Annotated in this window: 18 protein-coding genes and 1 tRNA gene; 7 read left to right on the forward strand and 12 right to left on the reverse strand. The window is 66.6% G+C overall.

The genetic code is table 11. The annotated features are described in order from the left end of the window. Window positions 1–8 precede the first annotated feature (8 nt). The 3 genes from clpX to tig all read right to left on the reverse strand — a co-directional run bounded on the left by clpX (window position 9) and on the right by tig (window position 3,422). The gene (gene clpX / locus ACEOAB_RS15930; protein ID WP_007829783.1) at window positions 9–1,274 is read right to left on the reverse strand and encodes an ATP-dependent Clp protease ATP-binding subunit ClpX; all 1,266 of its coding nucleotides are present in this window, start codon (window positions 1,272–1,274) and stop codon (window positions 9–11) included. Between the two features lie 110 nt (window positions 1,275–1,384). Continuing rightward, a complete protein-coding gene (gene clpP / locus ACEOAB_RS15935; RefSeq protein ID WP_056592422.1) occupies window positions 1,385–1,993 on the reverse strand; it encodes an ATP-dependent Clp endopeptidase proteolytic subunit ClpP in 609 nt (202 codons plus the stop codon). 112 nt (window positions 1,994–2,105) lie between these two features. Then, window positions 2,106–3,422 (reverse strand): trigger factor, encoded by a 1,317-nt coding sequence (tig, locus tag ACEOAB_RS15940; RefSeq protein WP_007829791.1) that lies wholly within the window; start codon window positions 3,420–3,422, stop codon window positions 2,106–2,108. Window positions 3,423–3,689: 267 nt separating this feature from the next. Between tig and ACEOAB_RS15945 the strand changes: the two genes are divergently transcribed. Continuing rightward, on the forward strand, window positions 3,690–4,625 hold the full coding sequence (locus tag ACEOAB_RS15945; protein WP_495652955.1) for a hypothetical protein: 936 nt from the start codon (window positions 3,690–3,692) through the stop codon (window positions 4,623–4,625). Window positions 4,626–4,709: 84 nt separating this feature from the next. On the opposite strand, the gene ACEOAB_RS15950 is transcribed toward ACEOAB_RS15945, so the two are convergent. The 4 genes from ACEOAB_RS15950 to ACEOAB_RS15965 form a co-directional block, all read right to left on the reverse strand. Next, window positions 4,710–4,796 (reverse strand) — tRNA-Leu (locus tag ACEOAB_RS15950). Window positions 4,797–4,897: 101 nt separating this feature from the next. Then, window positions 4,898–8,059, reverse strand: a complete 3,162-nt coding sequence (locus ACEOAB_RS15955; protein WP_413748163.1) for an efflux RND transporter permease subunit — start codon at window positions 8,057–8,059, stop codon at window positions 4,898–4,900. Then, the gene (locus ACEOAB_RS15960; RefSeq protein WP_413748162.1) at window positions 8,056–9,255 is read right to left on the reverse strand and encodes an efflux RND transporter periplasmic adaptor subunit; all 1,200 of its coding nucleotides are present in this window, start codon (window positions 9,253–9,255) and stop codon (window positions 8,056–8,058) included. Before ACEOAB_RS15960 ends, ACEOAB_RS15955 begins: the two co-directional genes overlap by 4 nt. A gap of 93 nt (window positions 9,256–9,348) precedes the next feature. Beyond that, window positions 9,349–11,193 carry a potassium transporter Kup gene (locus tag ACEOAB_RS15965; protein ID WP_056594328.1) on the reverse strand — a complete coding sequence of 615 codons (1,845 nt, stop codon included), beginning with the start codon at window positions 11,191–11,193 and terminating at the stop codon, window positions 9,349–9,351. Window positions 11,194–11,344: 151 nt separating this feature from the next. Here ACEOAB_RS15965 and hpnC point away from each other — a divergent pair, with 151 nt between their 5' ends. The 4 genes from hpnC to ACEOAB_RS15985 all read left to right on the forward strand — a co-directional run bounded on the left by hpnC (window position 11,345) and on the right by ACEOAB_RS15985 (window position 14,817). After that, a complete protein-coding gene (gene hpnC / locus ACEOAB_RS15970) occupies window positions 11,345–12,259 on the forward strand; it encodes a squalene synthase HpnC (protein ID WP_495652956.1) in 915 nt (304 codons plus the stop codon). Then, window positions 12,256–13,095 carry a presqualene diphosphate synthase HpnD gene (gene hpnD, locus ACEOAB_RS15975; protein ID WP_056592407.1) on the forward strand — a complete coding sequence of 280 codons (840 nt, stop codon included), beginning with the start codon at window positions 12,256–12,258 and terminating at the stop codon, window positions 13,093–13,095. The genes hpnC and hpnD overlap by 4 nt, the downstream gene beginning before the upstream one ends. A 160-nt stretch (window positions 13,096–13,255) precedes the next feature. Next, window positions 13,256–14,512, forward strand: a complete 1,257-nt coding sequence (gene hpnE, locus ACEOAB_RS15980; protein ID WP_495652957.1) for a hydroxysqualene dehydroxylase HpnE — start codon at window positions 13,256–13,258, stop codon at window positions 14,510–14,512. Next, window positions 14,509–14,817, forward strand: coding sequence for a hypothetical protein (locus ACEOAB_RS15985; RefSeq protein WP_056592401.1), 309 nt, complete (start codon window positions 14,509–14,511; stop codon window positions 14,815–14,817). Before hpnE ends, ACEOAB_RS15985 begins: the two co-directional genes overlap by 4 nt. Before the next feature lie 6 nt (window positions 14,818–14,823). Here ACEOAB_RS15985 and ACEOAB_RS15990 read toward each other — a convergent pair whose 3' ends face one another. Continuing rightward, window positions 14,824–15,465, reverse strand: coding sequence for a LysE family translocator (locus tag ACEOAB_RS15990; RefSeq protein WP_413748161.1), 642 nt, complete (start codon window positions 15,463–15,465; stop codon window positions 14,824–14,826). Window positions 15,466–15,580: 115 nt separating this feature from the next. Here ACEOAB_RS15990 and ACEOAB_RS15995 point away from each other — a divergent pair, with 115 nt between their 5' ends. Continuing rightward, entirely contained in the window at window positions 15,581–15,886 is a 306-nt protein-coding gene (locus ACEOAB_RS15995) for an NIPSNAP family protein (protein WP_056592395.1), read from the forward strand. 3 nt (window positions 15,887–15,889) lie between these two features. Here ACEOAB_RS15995 and ACEOAB_RS16000 read toward each other — a convergent pair whose 3' ends face one another. Continuing rightward, complete coding sequence (locus ACEOAB_RS16000) at window positions 15,890–16,621, reverse strand: HAD family hydrolase (RefSeq protein WP_007829818.1); 732 nt, start codon at window positions 16,619–16,621, stop codon at window positions 15,890–15,892. Window positions 16,622–16,636: 15 nt separating this feature from the next. Here ACEOAB_RS16000 and hemH point away from each other — a divergent pair, with 15 nt between their 5' ends. Continuing rightward, on the forward strand, window positions 16,637–17,674 hold the full coding sequence (gene hemH, locus ACEOAB_RS16005; protein WP_056592392.1) for a ferrochelatase: 1,038 nt from the start codon (window positions 16,637–16,639) through the stop codon (window positions 17,672–17,674). A 36-nt stretch (window positions 17,675–17,710) separates the two neighbouring features. Here the strand turns inward: hemH and ACEOAB_RS16010 are convergent, their stop codons facing one another. The 3 genes from ACEOAB_RS16010 to ACEOAB_RS16020 all read right to left on the reverse strand — a co-directional run bounded on the left by ACEOAB_RS16010 (window position 17,711) and on the right by ACEOAB_RS16020 (window position 19,844). Further along, window positions 17,711–18,283 (reverse strand): thioredoxin family protein, encoded by a 573-nt coding sequence (locus tag ACEOAB_RS16010; RefSeq protein WP_056592389.1) that lies wholly within the window; start codon window positions 18,281–18,283, stop codon window positions 17,711–17,713. Window positions 18,284–18,407: 124 nt separating this feature from the next. Next, entirely contained in the window at window positions 18,408–18,914 is a 507-nt protein-coding gene (locus ACEOAB_RS16015) for a DUF1993 domain-containing protein (protein WP_056594325.1), read from the reverse strand. Between the two features lie 54 nt (window positions 18,915–18,968). Further along, on the reverse strand, window positions 18,969–19,844 hold the full coding sequence (locus tag ACEOAB_RS16020; protein WP_056592386.1) for an alpha/beta fold hydrolase: 876 nt from the start codon (window positions 19,842–19,844) through the stop codon (window positions 18,969–18,971). Between the last annotated feature and the right edge of the window lie 98 nt (window positions 19,845–19,942).

Here is a 19,942-nt window from a genome sequence, read left to right on the forward strand (position 1 = left end):
CTTTGGCTTTACGCCTTTTTCGCCGCTTCGCGGTACACGAGCAGCGGGGGCTTGTTTTCGTCGATGGTCGATTCCTCGACCACCACCTTGTCGACATTGGTCGCGTTCGGCAATTCGAACATGGTGTCGATCAGCGACTGTTCAAGGATCGAGCGCAGGCCGCGTGCGCCGGTCTTGCGGGCCAGCGCCTTGCGTGCGATCGCCTTGAGCGCCGCCGGACGGATCTCCAGGTCCACGCCTTCCATCTGCAGCAGCTTGGTGAACTGCTTCACCACGGCGTTCTTGGGCTCGGTCAGGATCTGCACCAGCGCGTCCTCGCTGAGTTCCGCGAGCGAGGCGACCACGGGCATCCGGCCCACCAGTTCGGGAATCAGTCCGAACTTGATCAGGTCTTCAGGCTCGACCTCACGGAACACCTCGGTGATGCTGCGCTGCGCCTTGCTCTTGACTGCGGCGCCGAAGCCGATACCCGAGGCCTCGGTGCGGTTTTCGATGACCTTCTCCAGGCCCGCGAACGCACCACCGCAGATGAACAGGATGTTGGTCGTGTCGATCTGCAGGAAGTCCTGGTTCGGGTGCTTGCGCCCGCCTTGCGGCGGCACGCTGGCCATAGTGCCTTCGATGAGCTTCAGCAGCGCCTGCTGCACTCCCTCGCCCGACACGTCGCGCGTGATCGAGGGGTTGTCGGACTTGCGCGAGATCTTGTCGATTTCGTCGATGTAGACGATGCCGCGCTGGGCGCGCTCGACCTCGTAGTTGCAGCTCTGCAGCAGCTTCTGGATGATGTTCTCGACGTCCTCGCCCACGTAGCCGGCTTCGGTCAGGGTGGTGGCGTCGGCCATCACGAAAGGCACGTCGAGCATGCGCGCGAGCGTCTGCGCCAGCAGCGTCTTGCCCGAGCCCGTGGGGCCGATCAGCAGGATGTTGCTCTTGCTGAGTTCGACGTCGTCGCCCTTGGCCTTTTCCTTGTGGCGCAGGCGCTTGTAGTGGTTGTAGACGGCCACCGACAGCATGCGCTTGGCCGGCTCCTGGCCGATCACGTAGTTGTCGAGGTTGGTCTTGATCTCGAGCGGCGTCGGCAGGTCGCTGCGTGCTTCACGCGCTTCTTCGCCCGCGGGGAGCTCATCGCGGATGATCTCGTTGCAAAGGTCGATGCACTCGTCGCAGATGAAGACCGAAGGGCCCGCGATCAGCTTCTTGACCTCGTGCTGGCTCTTGCCGCAGAACGAGCAATAAAGCGTTTTTTCGCTGGAGGAGCCTTTTTTATCGGCCATGGACTTTTGCCTCGTTACAGGGTAGGGACAATGATAACTAAACAAAAACGGCGTTTCCCGTGTGGAAAACGCCGTTTTTCGCCTTTTGCGCCACAGGGCGCCGGGCAGTTTTAACCGCGCTTGGCAACGACCTGGTCGACCAGACCGTATTCCTTGGCCTCGTCGGCCGTCAGGAAATAGTCGCGTTCGGTGTCGGCCTTGACTTTTTCCAGCGGCTGGCCGGTGCGTTCGGCCAGGATGCGGTTCATCTGGTCCTTGGTGCGCAGGATGTCGCGCGCATGGATCTCGATGTCCGTCGCCTGGCCGCGTGCGCCGCCGAGCACCTGGTGGATCATGATCTTCGAGTTGGGCAGCGAGAAGCGCTTGCCCTTCTCGCCGGCCGCCAGCAGGAAGGCGCCCATGCTGGCCGCGAAGCCGAGGCACATGGTCGACACGTCGGGCTTGATGAACTGCATGGTGTCGTAGATCGCCATGCCGGCGCTCACGCTGCCGCCCGGGGAGTTGATGTAGAACGAGATGTCCTTGTCCGGGTTCTCGCTCTCGAGGAACAGCAACTGCGCCACGACGAGGTTGGCCGTCTGGTCGTTGACCTCGCCCACCAGGAAAATGATGCGCTCCTTGAGGAGGCGCGAATAGATGTCGTAGGACCGCTCGCCGCGGCCCGATTGCTCGATGACCATCGGGACCATGCCGAGGCCTTGGATTTCCTGTGCGCTCATGAATTTGCTCTCCGAGAAATGGAATCGTTCGCTGTTTCTGAACTGTACGCCTGAGTGAAATGGGGCTCGTGCCGCAAAGCACAAGCCCCATTGGCGTTACCGGAGCGGCGGATCAACCTTGCTGCTGCGCCATCAGCTCGTCGAACGACACCGACTTTTCGTTGACCTTGGCCTTGCCCAGGACGAAATCGGTCACGTTGTTCTCGATGACCACGGCTTCGACTTCGGCCAGGCGGTTGTTGTCGCTGAAGTACCAGCGCACCACGTCGGCCGGCTTCTCGTAGCTGGCGGCCAGCTCGTCGATGTGGGCCTTGATCTGCTCGGGCTTGGCCTGCAGGTTGTTGGCGCGCACCAGTTCGGCCACCACCAGGCCCAGGCGCACGCGGCGCTCGGCTTGCGGGCGAAACACTTCGTCGGGGATCGGAGCCTTGTCGGCGTCCTTGATGCCGCGCTGCTTCAGTTCGGCGCGGGCGCCTTCGACCATGCGGTTGACTTCCGACTGCACGCTGGCGTTCGGCAGGTCGAGTTCGGCGTTGGCCACCAGAGCGTCCATCACGGCGTTCTTGTTGCGTGCCAGCAGGCGGAACTTCACTTCGCGCTCGAGGTTGCGCTTGATGTCGGCGCGCAGGCCTTCGACGGTGGCTTCGGCGATGCCGAGCGACTTGGCGAGCTGTTCGTTGACTTCGGGCAGATGCGAGGCTTCGATCTTCTTCAGCGTGACCATGAAGTCGGCCTGCTTGCCGGCCACGTCCTTGCCGTGGTAATCGGCCGGGAACGACAGCGGGAAGGTGCGGCTGTCGCCGGCCTTCATGCCGCGCACGGCGTCTTCGAATTCCTTCAGCATCTGGCCTTCGCCGACCACGAACTGGAAGTCTTCGGCCTTGCCGCCCTGGAAGGGCTCGCCGTCGATCTTGCCTTCGAAGTCGACGGTCACGCGATCGTCGTCCTGCGCAACGGCGTCTTGCGCGCGCTGGGCGAAGGTGCGGCGCTGCTTGCGCAGGATGTCGAGCGTCTTGTCGATGGCTTCGTCGCCCACTTCGGCCGAGAGCTTCTCGACTTCGGCGCCGGTCAGGTCGTTGATCTTGACTTCGGGGAACACTTCGAACACCGCGTCGAAGGCCAGCTCGCCTTCGGGCGACTCTTCCTTCTCGGTGATGCGGGGCTGGCCGGCCACGCGCAGCTTGGCTTCGTTGGCCGCTTGCGAGAAGGCCTCGCCGACCTTGTCGTTCATGACTTCGTAGTGCACCGAATAGCCATAGCGCTGGGCCACCACGTTCATCGGCACCTTGCCGGGACGAAAGCCGTCCATCTTGACGGTGCGCGCGAGCTTCTTGAGGCGCGAATCGACTTCGTTCTGGATGGTGCCGACCGGCAGGGTCAGCGTGATCTTGCGTTCGAGCTTCTCGAGAGTTTCAACGGTCACGGTCATGATGTCTTCCTGGTAAGGGGGCCGGTGCGCGGGGCCTGCATCTTTTTTATCAATACAGATCAAGGACTTACACGCGCTGGCGGGATTTATGCGGAGGCACGCGGGTGCCGCCTGCAAAACTGGGCAACCCGAGATTCTAATCCGCCGGGAAAGCGGGTTTTCACGGGGCCCTGGCGCGGCGCGGACGATGGTCAGGCTTGACCAATATTCCAGCCGTAAAGTCAGTTCCGATTCGTCCCCTCTCCACAGGAACGCACAGGAAAAATCATGCTTCAGCGACTGTTCGCCGCCCTCACCTTCACCCTTATCGTGGCATTCGGCATGCCCTCGTTGGCACAGGCCAAGTCCGATTCGCCCGCCCCGGCCGAGCCCACCATCCAGCAGATCTACGAGGCCGCGAACGGCGGCAGGATGGCCGAGGCCGACACCATGATCGCAAAGGTGCTGAAGGACCACCCCAAAAGCGCCAAGGCTCATTTCGTCCAGGCCGAACTGCTCGCGGCGCAAGGCAAGCTCGATGGCGCGCGAAGCGCGCTGGCGCAGGCGAAGGCGCTCGCGCCCGACCTGTCTTTCGACAGGGCCGAGGCCGTCGAGCGGCTGACCAGCAAGCTCGACAAGCCCGCCGCCGCACCGACCCGGACCGAACCCGCGCGCATGAGCACACCAGCCCCGGCCGCGCCGCAGACCGAAGCCAAGAGCGGCTCGACGCCATGGCTGCCGATCGCGCTCTTGGGCTTGCTGGTCGTGGGTTACCTCGCCTTCCGTCGCCGGGTGGCGCCGCCTGTAGCCCAAGCTGTAGCCCAAGCCCCGTCGTACGGCCCTGCAGCGGGCGCACCAGGCGCCGGGTACGGAAGCTACGCGCCGGGCGGCAACTGGACGCCCGCAGCCCCTCCCGCAGCTGCTCCCGGCATGGGCCTGGGCTCGGCGCTGGCCACCGGTGCGGCGGTGGGCGTAGGCGCGGTGGTGGCCCAGGAGGCCGTGCGCCACTGGATGAACAACCGGTCGGACGGCGCCGACCGGAACGACACATCTCACGTCGCCGACAGCGGCAACGCCGAGATGGGGCGCAGCCTCTGGCCTTCTTCCTCGCCCTCCTCCGACCAGGCGCCCGAACGCATCGTCGACAACGACTTCGGCATCACCGATACAGGTTCGTGGGACGACGGGGGCAGCAGCAGCGGCGACGACAACAGCGACTGGTGAAGGCCCGCAAAAAAAGAAAAAGCCCCCGTCTCTCTCGAAACGGGGGCTTCGTCAATGCCCGATGAAACGGGCTACTCGGCAGGCTGGTGCGCGGGGCCGGACTCGAACCGGCACGTTCTTGCGAACGTCAGGACCTAAACCTGGTGCGTCTACCAATTTCGCCACCCGCGCGATGCCAATCTTTCAGGTGAATGCAAAAGCGGACGGCCTCTTTGCGCCGTGGAGCCCCACGGGCCAAAGACCATCCGCTTGAAATCGGTCAGCTCTCGATTTTAAACGCTAATCGGCGCCTCTTTCGGCTCCCGCTTCACACGAAATGCCGCGGCATACATCGCCGGCAAGGCCAGCAGCGTCAGTACCGTCGCGACGATCAGGCCGCCCATGATGGCCACGGCCATCGGCCCCCAGAACACGCTGCGCGACAGCGGGATCATGGCCAGCACCGCCGCTGCGGCCGTCAGCACGATCGGCCGCAACCGCCGCACCGCCGACTCCACGATCGCGTCCCAAGCCGGCACGCCGGCCGCACGGTCGAGCTCGATCTGGTCGATCAGGATCACCGCGTTGCGCTGGATCATGCCCATGAGCGCGATCACGCCCAGCAGCGCCACGAAGCCGAAGGGCCGGTTCAGTACCAGCAGCGCACCGGCCACGCCGGCGATGCCCATCGGGCCGGTGACGAACACCAGCAGCGAGCGGCTGAAGCTGTGCAGCTGCAGCATCAGCAGCGTGAACACGAGGAACAGCATGATCGGCACGCCTGCCACGATCGAGGCCGAGCCCTTGCTGCTTTCTTCCACCGCGCCCGCCACCTCGATGCGGTAGCCGCCCTGCCCGGCCTCTACCCAGCCGGCCTCGAGTTGGCGCAGCTTCGGCAGCAGTTGTGCCGTCACGGTCGCGCCCTGCAGTCCCTCGATCACGTCGCCCTGCACGGTGATGGCGTAGTCGCGGTTCTCGCGCCACATCACGCCCGGCTCCCAGGTGAACACCGGCTTGGCGATCTGCGTGAGCGGAATCGAGCGGCCCGAGGTGGTCGGGATGTAGGCGTTGCCGATGTCCGAGATGGCCTGGCGCTCGTCGGGCGCCTGGCGCAGCACGATGTCGATCAGCAGGTCGTTCTCGCGATACTGGCCCACTGTCGTGCCGCTGAACATGGTCTTCGAGGCCTGCGCAATGGCCTGGCTCGTCACGCCGAGCGCGCGCGCCTTGGCCTGGTCGACTTCGAGGCGGATCACCTTGACCGATTCGTTCCAGTTGTCGTTCACGCCGCGCATGTTGGCGTTCTCGCGCAGCACGGCCTTCACCTCGTCGGCATGGCCACGCAGCTGCGCCGGGTCGGTGCCGATCACGCGGAACTGCACCGGGTACGGCACCGGCGGCCCGTTGGGCAGCAGCTTGACGCGCCCGCGCACCTCCGGAAATTCCTGCGCCAGCACCTGCGGCAGCTTCAGGCGCAGCGTCTCGCGCACCTTCAGGTCCTTGGCGAGCACGATCAGCTGCGACACGTTGGTCTGCGGAAACACCTGGTCCAACGGCAGATAGAAACGCGGCACGCCCGAGCCGATCCAGGTGCTGACCGTCTTCACGCCAGCTTCCTGCATGAAACGCTTCTCGACGCGCTTGGCCACCTCTTCGTTGGCCGCGAACGAGGTGCCCTCGGGGAACCAGATGTCGACCAGGATCTCGGGCCGGCTCGAATCCGGAAAGAACTGCTGCTGCACCTTGCCCATGCCGAAGATGCCGAGCGCGAAGATCAGCACCGTGGCGCCGATGGTCATCCAGCGGTGCTGCACACACCAGTTCACCGCACGGCGGAAGGCGTTGTAGAAGGCCGTGTCGAACAGCTCGTGCGGCGGCGCCTCGGGGTCGTGCGGCTTCACCTTCAGCAAGAGCGTGCCGAGGTAAGGCACGAAGTACACCGAGACGATCCACGACAGCACCAGCGCGATCACCGTCACCGCGAAGATCGCAAAGGTGTACTCGCCCGTCACCGACTTGGCGATGCCGATCGGCAGGAAGCCCGCGGCCGTGATGAGCGTGCCCGTGAGCATCGGCTTGGCCGTGACGTCATAGGCGAAGGTGGCGGCGCGGACCTTGTCGTAGCCCTCTTCCATCTTGCGCACCATCATCTCGACCGCAATGATCGCGTCGTCCACCAGCAGGCCCAGCGCGATGATCAGCGAGCCCAGCGATATCTTGTGCAGCCCGATGCCGAAGTAGTTCATCGCCAGGAAGGTCACGGCCAGCACCAGCGGAATGGTGATCGCCACCACCAGCCCGGGTCGCATGTCGATGTACCAGCCGAAGCGCCCGCCCTTGTGCAGACCGAGCGAAATGATGCTCACGGCCAGCACGATGGCCACGGCTTCGATCAGCACGCCGACGAACTCGTTGACCGAGCTGGCCACCGACACCGGCTGGTCCTGCACCTGCGCCAGCTTCACGCCGGCCGGCAGGCGCTGGTCGATGGTGGCGGTGGTGGCCTTCAGCGCCTTGCCCAGCGCGATGATGTCGCCGCCCTTGGCCATCGACACGCCGAGCGCGATCACTTCCTTGCCCTGGTGGTGCACCTTGACCGCCGGCGGATCGATGTAGCCGCGATGGATGTCGGCGATGTCGCCGAGCTTGATCTGGCTGCCCGAGCTGCCGCGGATGGGCATCTCGCGCAGCTGGTCGACGCTGGTGAACTGGCCGGCCACGCGCACCTGCACCACGTCGAGCGGCGACTGGATCGAGCCCGCGCTCTCGATCGCGTTCTGCGAGCCGAGCTGCGCCAGCACCGCGTTGAAATCGAGCCCCAGCTGCGCCAGGCGCTTCTGCGAGATCTCGATGTAGACCTTCTCGTCCTGCACGCCGAACTGGTCGACCTTGGCCACGTCCTTCACGCGCAGCAGCTGCTGGCGCGTGTCGTCGGCCAGCGTCTTGAGCTCGGCGTAGCTGAAGCCTTCGCTCTCCAGCGCGTAGATCACGCCATAGACATCGCCGAAGTCGTCATTGAAGAACGGCCCCTGCACGCCGGCGGGCAAGGTCGAGCGCATGTCGCCGATCTTCTTGCGCACCGTGTACCAGACGTTGGCCACCTCGGTGGACTTCGACGAGTCCTTGATGTTGAAGATGATCTGCGACTCGCCGGGCTTCGAGTAGCTGCGGATCTTGTCGGCGTACGGCGCTTCCTGCAGCGTGCGTTCGAGCTTGTCGGTGACCTGCTCGGCTACTTGCTGCGCGGTGGCGCCGGGCCAGTAGGTGCGCACCACCATCGCGCGGAAGGTGAACGGCGGGTCCTCGTCCTGGCCGAGCTGGAAGTACGCGAAGGCACCCAGCACCATCAGCACCACCATCAGGTAGCGCGTGAGGGGCGCGTGGTCCAGCGCCCACTTGGAGAGATTGAAGCCGGCGGGCTTTTCAGCGGGGGGAGTTGCTGCGCCGCCGCTCATTTGGCGGCACCCGCTGCGATCGCCTTGTTCGTCGCAGCGACAGCCGCCACGGGCTGTGCCGAGTCCTTCGCACCGGCATTGGCGGCGGCCGCGGCCGCCTCCTTGGACTGGTAGATGGTGACCTTCTGCCCAGGCGACAGCACGTGCACGCCCGCAGCCACGACCATCATGCCGGGGGCGATACCACTTGCAATCACCGCCTCGTTGCCGTCAGCCGTGGCGACCTGCACAGTCTGCGAACGCACCGTCATGGTCTGCTTGTCGAGCACCCACACGGCGGAGCCCTTGCCCTCCTGGCGCAGTGCGCTGGTCGGCAGCTTCATCACCGCGGTGGTGCCATGCGCGAGCGCCTGCGGACGCGCATAGACCGTGGCGCCGAGCGGCGGCGAGGCGGCCGCATCGATGGCGACCTTGACCGAGTAGGTGCGCGTAACCGCGTCGGCGCTGGCCGCCACTTCGCGCACCTCGCCCTGCAGCTCGCTGCCGCCGGACCAGCCGCGCACCGTGACAGGTGACCCCGCCTTGATCAGCGTGGCGCGGTCTTCGGGCACCGCGAACACCACGTCGCGCGCGCCGTCCTGTGCGATGCGCACGACCGGGGTGCCGGCCTGCACCACCTGGCCCGGCTCGGCCTCGATGGCCGTGATGATGCCGGCCACGTCTGCCACCAGCGTCGTGTAGTTGGCCTGGTTGCCCTGCGAGGCGAGCTGCGCCTGCGCTTGTTCGAGCTGAGCCTGCGCGGCCTTCCAGGTCGTTTCGCGGCGCTCGAGCTCGGCGCCGCTGATGAAGTTCTGCTGGCGCAGTTCGGTGTAGCGCTTCAGGTCGGCGGCCGCCAGATCGCGGTTGGTCAGCGCGGCGGCCTGCTGGGCTCGAGCGGCCTCAGCGGCGAGCTTGTAGTCCTGCGGATCGAGCTGGGCCAGCACCTGGCCGGCCTGCACATGCTGGCCGAGTTCGGCCTGGCGCCTGGTGATCTTGCCGGCCACGCGGAAGCCCAGGCGCGATTCGACACGCGCCCGAACCTCGGCCGAGAACTCGGGCTGGGCATCGAATTCGCTCGTGCCCACGGTCACGAACTTGACCGCGCGCACGGGGTCCTCGGCGGCGGGTTTCGGCGAGCAGCCGGCCAGAAAAATGGCGGGAAGCAGCAGCCATGCGGCGCTGCGGACACGGGACGAGAAGAAGGCGGAGGCGGTCATGAGACACCCTGGAAAGGACGAACCGGATCATTAATGACCCACTGGTTAGTAATTTAGGGTAAACGTGAAGCACTGTCAATGACCCGCCGGTCACTAGGTTCGTTGGCCCATCTCCACGAGGCGGTTGTCAGGCAGCTCGAAATAGTCCGAAGCGCGCCCCGCGTTGCGCTGCAGCCAGCCGAACAGGGCACGCCGGATCGGGTTCATGCCAGGCAGGGTTTCCTCGCCGATCGAGGCGCGCGAAACGAAGTAGGAGGTCTTCATCGAATCGATCGCCAGCGTCTTCTGGTAGGCCAGGATGCGGATGAATTCCGGCACGTCGGGCCGCTCCATGAAGCCGTGGCGCGCCGTGACCATCCAGATGCCGTCCATCAGTTGCTCTGCCTCGATGCGGATGCGTGCGTCGACGCGCGGCGTGTCGCAAGGCAGCACGCGCAGCACGATCACCTGCTCGTGCAGCACCTGGTTGTGCTTGAGGTTGTGCAGCAGCGCGTGCGGCACCGCGGTGGCGTCGGGGTTCAGGAATACCGCCGTTCCGCTCACCCGGTGCGGCATGTGCAGCGCCAGCGACTCGACGAACGGCCGCAGCGGCAGGCTCTCGGCCGCGGCCGCCTCCAGCCCCAGGCGACGGCCCTTGGCCCAGGTGGTGAACACCACCATCACCACCACGGCCACCGCCAAGGTGAGCCAGCCGCCCTCGGCGACCTTAAGGCTGTTGGCGATCACGAAGGTCAGGTCGACCACAGCGAAGGCCGCCACGCCGACCACCACCGCCACCTTGTTCCAGCGCCACAGCCCCCAGGCCACGATGCCGGCCAGCAGCGTGGTCGTCACCATCGTGATCGACACCGCGATGCCGTACGCCGCCGACAGCGCGCTCGAGCTGCGGAAGCCCAGCACCAGCAGCAGCACGCCCACCATCAGCATCCAGTTCACGGCTGGCACGTAGATCTGCCCGATGGCCGCACCCGAGGTCTGGATCACCCGCATGCGCGGCAGGTAGCCCATGCGCATCGCATGCGCCGTGAGCGAGAAGGCGCCCGAGATGACCGCCTGCGAGGCGATCACCGTGGCCATCGCGGCCAGCACCACCATCGGCAGCACGCCCCACGAGGGAAAGAGCCGGAAGAAGGGGTTGTCGATGGCGCCGGGGTTGGCCAGCACCAGCGCGCCCTGCCCGAAGTAGTTCAGCACCAGCCCCGGCAGCGCGATGAACAGCCATGCCAGCCGGATCGGCCGCGCACCGAAGTGCCCCATGTCCGCATACAGCGCCTCGCCGCCCGTGAAAGCCAGGAACACCGCGCCCAGCACCGCCAGCGACTGCGCCCGGTGCTCGACGAGAAAGCCCACGGCCCGCCGCGGATCGAGCGCCGCCAGAACCTGCGGCTGCTGCAGCACCTGCCACAGGCCGGCCGCGGCCAGCACCAGGAACCACAGCAGCATGATCGGCCCGAACACCTTGCCGACCACGCCCGTGCCCTTCTTCTGTAGCGCGAACAGCGCGATCAGGATCATGATCGTGATCGGAATCACCACGCGCTGCAGCACCGGCGCCTGCACCTCCAGCCCTTCCACCGCCGAGAGCACCGAGATGGCCGGCGTGATCAGGCTGTCGCCGTAGAACATGGCCGCGCCCACCAGGCCCAGCATGCCGATCACGTTCCACACCCAGGGCTTGGTCTTCGGTCCGGCCACCGCGCTGCGTGCCAGGGCCTGCAACGCCAGGATACCGCCCTCGCCGTCGTGATCGGCGCGCAGCACGAACACCACGTACTTCAGCGTCACCACGAACATCAGCCCCCAGAAGATCAGGGAGAGCAGCCCCAGCACCGAATCGGCCGAGAACGGGATGCCGTGCTCGGGGTTCATCGTTTCCTTGAAGGCATACAGCGGCGAGGTGCCGATGTCGCCGAACACGACGCCCAGGGCCGCGATCATGAGCACCGGGCCTTTCGGGTGCGCCGCCTCGCCGTACGCGGAAACCTGGGGCCCGGAAGCCGGAGCGGATGCTTTCATGAAGCGGGGAATTCAGAGTGGCGACGCTGCGAGCATAGTGCCGGAGCATGGCGTCGTCGCTGACAATCGTGGCGTGTCCGCCACTCCCCACCTTGCCGCGCCGTCCGCGCACTACGAGAACTTTCCGGTCGCCTCTTGGCTGTGTCCGCCGCACCTGCGCCCGCCGATCGCCGCCATCTACCACTTCGCGCGCACCGCCGACGACATCGCCGATGAAGGCATTGCCTCGCCCGGCGAACGCCTGGCCGACCTGAATGCCTACCGCGAGGAACTCGCCGCCGCCGCCCGGGGCGAGGTGCTGCCCGCATCGCGCTGGCCACAGGTGTTCGGGCCGCTGGCCCACAGCATCGCCCGATACGGCCTGCCCGAAGACCTGCTCGCCGACCTGCTGAGCGCCTTCATGCAGGACATCGAGAAGACCCGCGATCGCGGTACATACGCCGACCGCGCCGAGCTGCTCGACTACTGCCGCCGCTCCGCCAACCCGATCGGCCGCCTGCTGCTGCATCTCTACGGCGTGCACGACGCACAGGCCCTCTCTCAGAGCGACGCCATCTGCAGCGCGCTGCAGCTCGTCAATTTCTGGCAGGACCCGAGCGTCGACCTGCCGCGCGACCGCTTCTACTTTCCGCTGGCCGACTGCGAGCGGCGCAGCCTGACACGCGAGAACTTCAAGGTTTTTGCGCCGCTCGCGAGCGGCCCGCCTCCGCAGGAGGCCATCAACCTGATGGCGATCGTGTCGCACTGGGCGCGCGAACTCATGCACGAGGGCGCCCCTCTCGTGCACCGCCTGCCGGGCCGCGCCGGCTGGGAGCTGCGCCTCGTGGTGCAGGGCGGCCTGCGCATCCTCGACAAGATCGAGGCCCTGGGCTTCGACACCTTCTCGCAGCGCCCCACCATCGGCAAATTCGATGCGCCCGTGCTGCTCTGGAAGGCCATGCGGATGCGGAGACAATTGCGGCCCATGAAAGCAGCGCCTCCCCGATGAATCCCGAGCAATACGTACAAGACAAGGCCGCCGCCTCGGGCAGCAGTTTCTATTACGCCTTCCTGTTCCTTCCCAAGCCGCGCCGCGCCGCGATCACGGCCTTCTATGCGTTCTGCCGCGAGGTCGACGACGTGGTCGACGAGGTCTCCGACCCCGGCGTGGCCGCCACCAAGCTCGCCTGGTGGCGCACCGAGGTCGCCCAGTCGTTCGCAGGCACGCCGCGCCATCCAGTGATGCAGGCGTTGATGCCGCATGCCGCGGCCTACGGTATCGAGGCACGCCAGCTCAACGAAGTGATCGACGGCTGCCAGATGGACCTCGAGCAGACCCGGTATCTCGACTTTCCCGGCCTTGCGCGCTACTGCCACCTGGTGGCCGGCGTGGTCGGCGAAGTCGCGGCGCGCATCTTCGGCCAGACCGATCCGCAGACCACCGCTTACGCCCACAAGCTCGGCCTGGCACTCCAGCTCACCAACATCCTGCGCGACGTGGGCGAGGACGCCCTGCGCGGACGCATCTACCTGCCGGTGAACGAGTTGCAGAAGTTCGACGTGAAGGCGCACGAGATCCTCAACCGCGTGCACTCCGATCGCTTCGTCGCGCTGATGAAGTTCCAGTCCGAGCGCGCCCACGCGGCGTACGACGAAGCGCTCGCGCTGCTTCCGCTGGCCGATCGCCGCGCGCAGAAGCCCGGGCTGATGATGGCCAGCATCTACCGCACCTTGCTGCGCGAGATCGAGCGCGACAACTTCCAGGTGCTCAACCAGCGCGTGAGCCTGACGCCGGTGCGCAAGTTCTGGCTGGCCTGGAAGGTTCAGGCGCTGGGGAGGATATGACTCGCCCCCAGGCTTCGCGCACTTCGTGTCGCTTCGCCTCCCCCCTGCCGGGGGCAACACCTGAGGCCCGGCAAAGCCGGTTCCTCGGTGTTTCTGGAAATGGGGCCGGATCACTGTCGTGTCGCGAGGACGGCCACTTCGGCGCCGCAAACCAGTGTCCATGAGAATCGCCGTCATCGGCGCGGGATGGGCCGGCCTCGCCTGCGCGGTGGAGGCCACGCGGCTCGGGCACGCCGTGACGCTGTTCGAGGCCGCGCACATGCCGGGCGGGCGCGCACGTCGGGTCGACAACATGCACGGGCTGGCGCTCGACAACGGCCAGCACATCCTGATCGGCGCGTACACCGCCACGCTGAAGCTCATGCGAGACGTCGGCGTGGACGTCGATGGCGCGCTGCTGCGCATGCCTCTCTCGCTGCGCTTCGCCGATGGCGGCGGGCTCAAGTTGCCGCGGCTGCCTGCGCCGCTCGACCTGCTGGCCGGCATCTTCACGGCGCGCGGCTGGACGTGGCGCGACAAGTCGTCGCTGCTGCGCACCGCGAACCGGTGGCGGCTGGCAGGCTTTCGCTGCGCCAGCAGTACCACGGTCGCAGACCTGTGCGCCGGCCTCACGCCGCGCGTGATGCAGGAATTGATCGAGCCGCTGTGCGTTTCCGCATTGAACACGCCCGTCGCGCAATCGAGCGGCGAGGTGTTCCTGCGCGTGCTGAACGACGCCTTGTTCAGCGGCAGCGGCGGCGCCGACCCGCTGCTGCCATGCGCCGACCTCGGCGCCCTGATGCCCGATGCCGCCATCCAATGGCTGACGGAGCACGGCGCGGCAGTGCGCATCGGCGCCCGTGTGCGTGCCATCGCGCCTGAAGCCGGACAGTGGCGCGTCGACGACGAGGTCTTCGACAAGGTCGTGCTGGCTTGCGCGCCATGGGATGCTGCGCGGCTGGTCCGCGCATCCGGACTGCCGGCCGAGCGCTGGTGCGAAACCACCGAAGCCCTGCGCTTCGAAGCCATCGCCACGGTCTACGTGCGCGGTGCGACGCCGCTCGCCGAACCGATGCTCGCGCTGCGCAGCGATCCGGCCAGCGCACCCGCCCAATTCGCGTTCGATCGGGGCCAGCTCAGCGGCCTGCCCGGAGTGCTCGCCATGGTCGTAAGCGCCAACGAAACGCCGCGCGAAGCGCTGGAAGAACAGGTGATCGCGCAAGCGGTTGCGCAGTTGGGCCAGACGAAGCTGCAGCTCGTGCAGACCGTGGTCGAGAAGCGCGCCACATTCGCCTGCAGCCCCGGGCTGTCGCGGCCGCCCATGGACATTGCCCCCGGCCTGCGAGCCTGCGGCGACTACATCGAAGGCCCCTACCCCGCCACGCTGGAGGGCGCGGTGCTCAGCGGACTGGCAGCGGCGAAGGCATTGAACGCATGACGACCGAACTGCGCTATCTCGACTTCGACTACAGCGAGGACACCGAAGGCCACGGCACCTTCGACGCGATGGCGTCGACCACGCCGGACAAGACACCCGAAGTGCAAGCTGAAATCGCGCAGGTGCTCGACTGGGCCGAAGCCACGTTTCCCCATGCGCGCGGCGCCCTCGACGAAGGCGCGACCTGGGACTACGACCTGCAGCAGACGCACGAAGACAACCCGCGCTTCGACACCCTCACCCTCTCGCTGAGCGGCACCGCCGATTTCTGCGCCGCGCTGCGCGAGCAGTTCGCGCTGGACTGAAAAAGATCAGGCCGCCTTGTTGCGCAGGCGCAGCAGGCTCAGCCCCAGCAGCACGAACGCCCCGCCCGACAACTTGTTGAAAACCCGCGTGCGGCGCGGGTCCGACAGCTGCTTGCGCAGCAGGCGCGCCAGCAGCACATAGAACCCATGCGACAGCACCGCGGCCGTCGCGAAGGTGGTCGTCAACACCGCGAACTGCATGGCGAGCGGCGCGTCCTGCGTAAGGAACTGCGGAAACAGCGCCGAGAAGAAAAGAATGCCCTTCGGGTTCGTGAGCGCCACCGTCAGGCCGTGCCCGAACAGCCGCCAACTGGAGCGCGGCGAACCCTCGGCCGACGTGCCCTGCAGATCGGCGAACACGCTGCCCTGGCTGCGCCACTGCTTGATGCCCAGATAGATCAGGTAAGCCGCGCCGGCCACCTTCAGCACCATGAACGCATTGGCCGAGGTGGAGAGCACCACGCCCAGCCCGGCCATTGACGCGGCGGAGACCATGAACAGCCCCATCGCGTTGCCGAGCGAACCGATCATCGCGCGGCGCGGACCCACGCTCATCGAATTCGAGACGGCGAGCAGCACGGCCGGACCCGGCGTGAACACCACGAGCAGCGTCACGCCGCAGAAGAGAAGCCAGTTGGAGAAATGCATGTGGGGTTTTCCTGGCCGGAGTGCAGCCGCGAGACGTCGAGGCGCAAACTATAGTCAGGCCCATGAATCGCCGCAGACGCGGCGGCAATACCCCCTGACAGCCGGAACAACATTCATGGTCACCTGCTACCTGCGCTACATCGTCGACCCCTACAAGCTCAAGGAGTTCGAGCACTACGGCAGGCTCTGGCTTCCGCTGGTCGAGAAGTTCGGCGGCCAGCACCACGGCTACTTCCTGCCCTCCGAGGGGGCGAACGACGTGGCGCTGGCGATGTTCAGTTTCCCGAGCCTGGCCGCTTACGAGAAATACCGCGCCGACTCGATGCAGGACCCCGAATGCCAGGCCGCGTTCAAGTACGCGCAGGACACGCGCTGCTTTCTCAGCTACGAACGCAGCTTCTTCCGACCGGTCTTCAAGTAGCGCTCAGCCGCCCAGTGCCATGCACAGCGCGTGCAGGTTGGGCACGATCAGCTGCGGCCGCGCGCCATGCACCCAGGGCCGCTCGTCGCGCACCAGCCAGGCCGCCTGCATGCCGGCGTTGAGCGCGCCCACCACGTCGAGCTCGGCGTCGTCGCCGACGTGCAGCACGTCCTTCGGCAACAGGCCGACCGAAGCGGCGGCGGCGCGGAAGATCGGCGCGTGCGGCTTGCCGCTGCCGAAGGCGCGTGCATTGAAGGCGGTGCGAAACCAGCGGCCGACGCCGGTCTTGTGGATGTCTGCATTGCCGTTCGAGACCGCGACCAGCGGATAGCGCTCGCTGAGCCACTTCAGCGCGGGCAGCGCGTCGTCGTACAGCGTCACGCGCTGGCGCTCTGCGAAGAAGGCGTCGAAGGCCGGATCGGCCAGCGCCGGGTCTTCGCCAGCCCGCGTGAGCGCGGTGCGGATCGACTCGCGGCGCAATGCGCTCAGGTCATGCGCGAGGTCGGAGCGCTCCTTGGCTGTGGCTTCGCGCAGCTCGCGCAGGATGCCTGGCGTCATCAGCAGCGACGCCGTCTTCGGCGCCTCGCGCAGCAGCCATGCATGCAGCACGGCCTCGGCGCGTTCGATGGTCGGCCAGATCGGCCACAGGGTGTCGTCGAGGTCGAGAGAGATCGCCGAGATGCGCTTGAGATCGAGGGGCGCGGCGCCCGCAGGCACCGGGGAAGCGGAAGTCATGCCCGAGAATATCGCATGCCTTCGACCCACGAGAACGCCTCTTCGAGTACCCCGCGCACCGCTGTGCTTTGGTGCAACCTGGGTTCGCCCGACGCGCCCACCGCAGCCGCCGTTCGACCCTATCTCGCCGACTTCCTGGGCGACCCGCGCGTGGTCGAAATCCCGAAGGCAATCTGGGCATTGATCCTGCACGGCATCATCCTGCGCACGCGCCCGGCGAAGTCGGCCGCCAAGTACGCGAGCATCTGGATGCCCGAGGGCTCCCCCCTGAAAGTGTTTACGCAGAAGCAGGCCACGCTGCTGGCCGGCTGGCTTGGCGAGCGCGGCCACCGCGTGACGGTGCGCGACGCGATGCGCTATGCCAACCCGTCCATCGCTTCCCGCCTCGACGCACTGCAGGCCGAAGGCGCCACGCGCGTGCTGGTGCTGCAGGCCTACCCGCAATACTCGGCCACCACCACGGCCAGCGTGATCGACGCGGTGAACGACTGGAGCCGCAGGCAGCGCCGCCTGCCGGAGTTCCGCTTCGTCAACGACTACCACGACGACCCGGCCTACATCGAAGCGCTGGCGCAAGGCCTCGAGAAGCACTGGAAGGCCGAAGGCCGCGGCGAAGTGCTGCTGATGAGCTTCCACGGCATTCCCGCGCGCAACATCGCGCTGGGCGATCCGTACCAGTCGCAGTGCCTCGAGACCGCGCGCCTGCTCGCGGCGCGGCTCGGCCTCACGGCCGCCCAGCACCGCGTCACCTTCCAGTCGCGCTTCGGCCGCGCCAAGTGGCTCGAGCCCTACACCGAGCCCACGCTGCGCGAACTCGGTGCCGCCGGCATCAAGCGGGTCGACGTGGTGTGCCCGGGCTTCCCGGCCGATTGCCTGGAGACGCTCGAAGAAATCGCCATGGAAGGCCGCGAAGCCTTCATGCACGCGGGCGGCCAGGCCTTCAGCTATATCCCCTGCCTCAACGACAGCCCGGCATGGATCACTGCGCTCGCGAACATCGCCGAACGCAACCTGGCGGGCTGGCCCACGCAACAGACATCCGTCGCGACATGAAGCGCATCGTCTCGTCGCCGGAATGACCGGTCGCGCTCAACCCGCCGGCCTGCGCGCCAGCAACACCTCGATGGCGGCCTCCATCTCGGCGTACTCCCCTTCGCCGAAGTGCTGCCGCATCACCTGCCCCTTGCTGTCGACCAGATAGAACGCTGGCCAGTACTGGTTGTTGTAGGCCCTCCAGGTGGTGAAGCTGTTGTCCTGCGCCACCGGGTAGCGGATGTTGAAGCGCTCGATCGCGTCCTGCACGTTGCGCGTCGATTTTTCATACGCGAACTCGGGCGAGTGCACGCCCACCACCACGAAGCCCTGTTCCTTGTACTTCTCGTACCAGCGCACCACGTGCGGCAGCGTACGGATGCAGTTGATGCAGGAATAGGTCCAGAAATCGACCAGCACCACCTTGCCGGCCAGCCCCTGAAGCGTGAGAGGCTCCGAGTTGAGCCACTTGTCGATGCCCGCGAACTCGGGCGCCTTGCCGTAGTCGCGCAGGCCCGGCGACGCGGCCAGTGCACTGCGCGCCGGCCACGCGCCGCCTGTTGCCGCGACAAGCGCCGAGGCCCCCACGGCGAACCCCGAGAACGCCCTTCTGGACACCATGCTCTTCATGATCGCAACCTTGTTCGTGTCAGACCGACAGCGGTCAGGCGCGATTGTTTGCGGCGCACGCGCTGCGTGCGCATGTGTCACGGCAATTTGAAGTTTGTCCCGGCGCCGTGAGGGCGCCCGGTCTTCAGAACTTGCCCAGAAAGTCCATCTTGCCGATCGGCATGCCCTTGTGGCGCAGCACGTCGTAGGCCGTGGTCACGTGGAAGAAGAAGTTGGGCAGCGCAAACTGCAGCAGGTAGCGCTGCGCGGTGAAATGCGCCTCGCCCTCGCGGGCCTTGATGGTCACGGGCCGCTCCTCCTGGCCGTCGATCAGCGCCCGGTCCACGCTCGCGAGGAAGTCCTGCGTCTTCGCGATGCGCGCCACCAGGTCGTCCCAGGTATTTTCCTCATCGGGAAAGCTCGGCGCGGTGATGCCCGTGATACGGGCCGTACCCAGCTTCGACGCGTCGCTCGCGCGCTGGATCTGGCCGGCCAGCGTGAGCATGTCGGGCGCGAGGCGCGCCTCGACCAGCGTGGCCGGATCGATGCCGTTGGCCTTGGCATGCACCAGGCTCTTGTCGAGAAAATGGGTGAGTTGTCCGAGTCCGCGGATGAAGACGGGCACGGACAGATCGTACATCGAGAGCGCCATGGTGTTCGAGGCCTTGTGGTTGGAATCGGCGGCGATTGTCACGCCGCCCGAGCCTCAGGATCCGGCCGCGCGAATAAACCCTTCGATCAGCTCCAGTTGTTCCGGCACGTTGAGCGCGGGCGCGTGGCCGCACCCCTGGATTTCGACGACCTTCAGCAACCCGGCGGCGCCCGGCCCTCGCTGCTGCATCTGCTGCGTCACCTCGGGCAGTACGAGGTCCGACTCCGCGCCACGCAGGCACAGCACCGGCACCTCGATGGTGTCGTAGTGCGGCCAGATCAGGTAGTCGTTGTCGTGCGCACTGAACTGGCGGACCATGGCCGGGTCGTAGTGCGGCGTGACGCGGCCGTCGGCCAGCCGGCGCGTGGAGCTTTCGGTCAGGCGCCTCCATTGCGCATCGCTGAGCCAGCCGTAGGGCTTGTAGACCGTGCGGAAGAAGGCCTCCAGCTCGGCCACCGTATCGAACGACGGCGGCTCGCCCGCATAGGCGCGGATGCGCTCGATGGCCGGCTGCGCCAGTTCGGGCGCGTTGTCGTTGAGCACCAGGCTCGCGATGCGTGCCTTCATGCGCGGCTCGAACAGGCCCGACGCGCAGACCGTACCGATGGCGCCGCCCATCGAGGTGCCGACCCAATGCACACGCCCGAGCTGCAGTTCGTCGCACAGCGCATTGGCGATGCGCGCATAGAACGAGAGTTTGTACTCCTCGTCGGGCAGTGGGCTCCACTGGCTCAGGCCGCGGCCGATGGTGTCAGGACAGATCACACGGAAGCCGCGCGAGGCGAAGTGCTGCGCCAGTTCGTCCATGTCGCGGCAGGTGCGCGCCAGGCCGTGCCATGCGATGACCACCGGCGCCTCTGGCGCGCCCCAGTCGAGCCAGTGGATTTCGCGGCCCGCGAGCTGCGCGTAGCGGGAAAGTGGCAAGTTCATTTCTGTGAGTCCCTTTCAGGCGTGCCGCGGAACCGGCTTTGCCGGGCCGCTGGCACGGCCCCCTGCAAGGGGGTGGGAGTAGCGACACGAAGTAGTGC

The sequence above is a fragment of the Variovorax sp. Varisp53 genome, assembly GCF_059491555.1.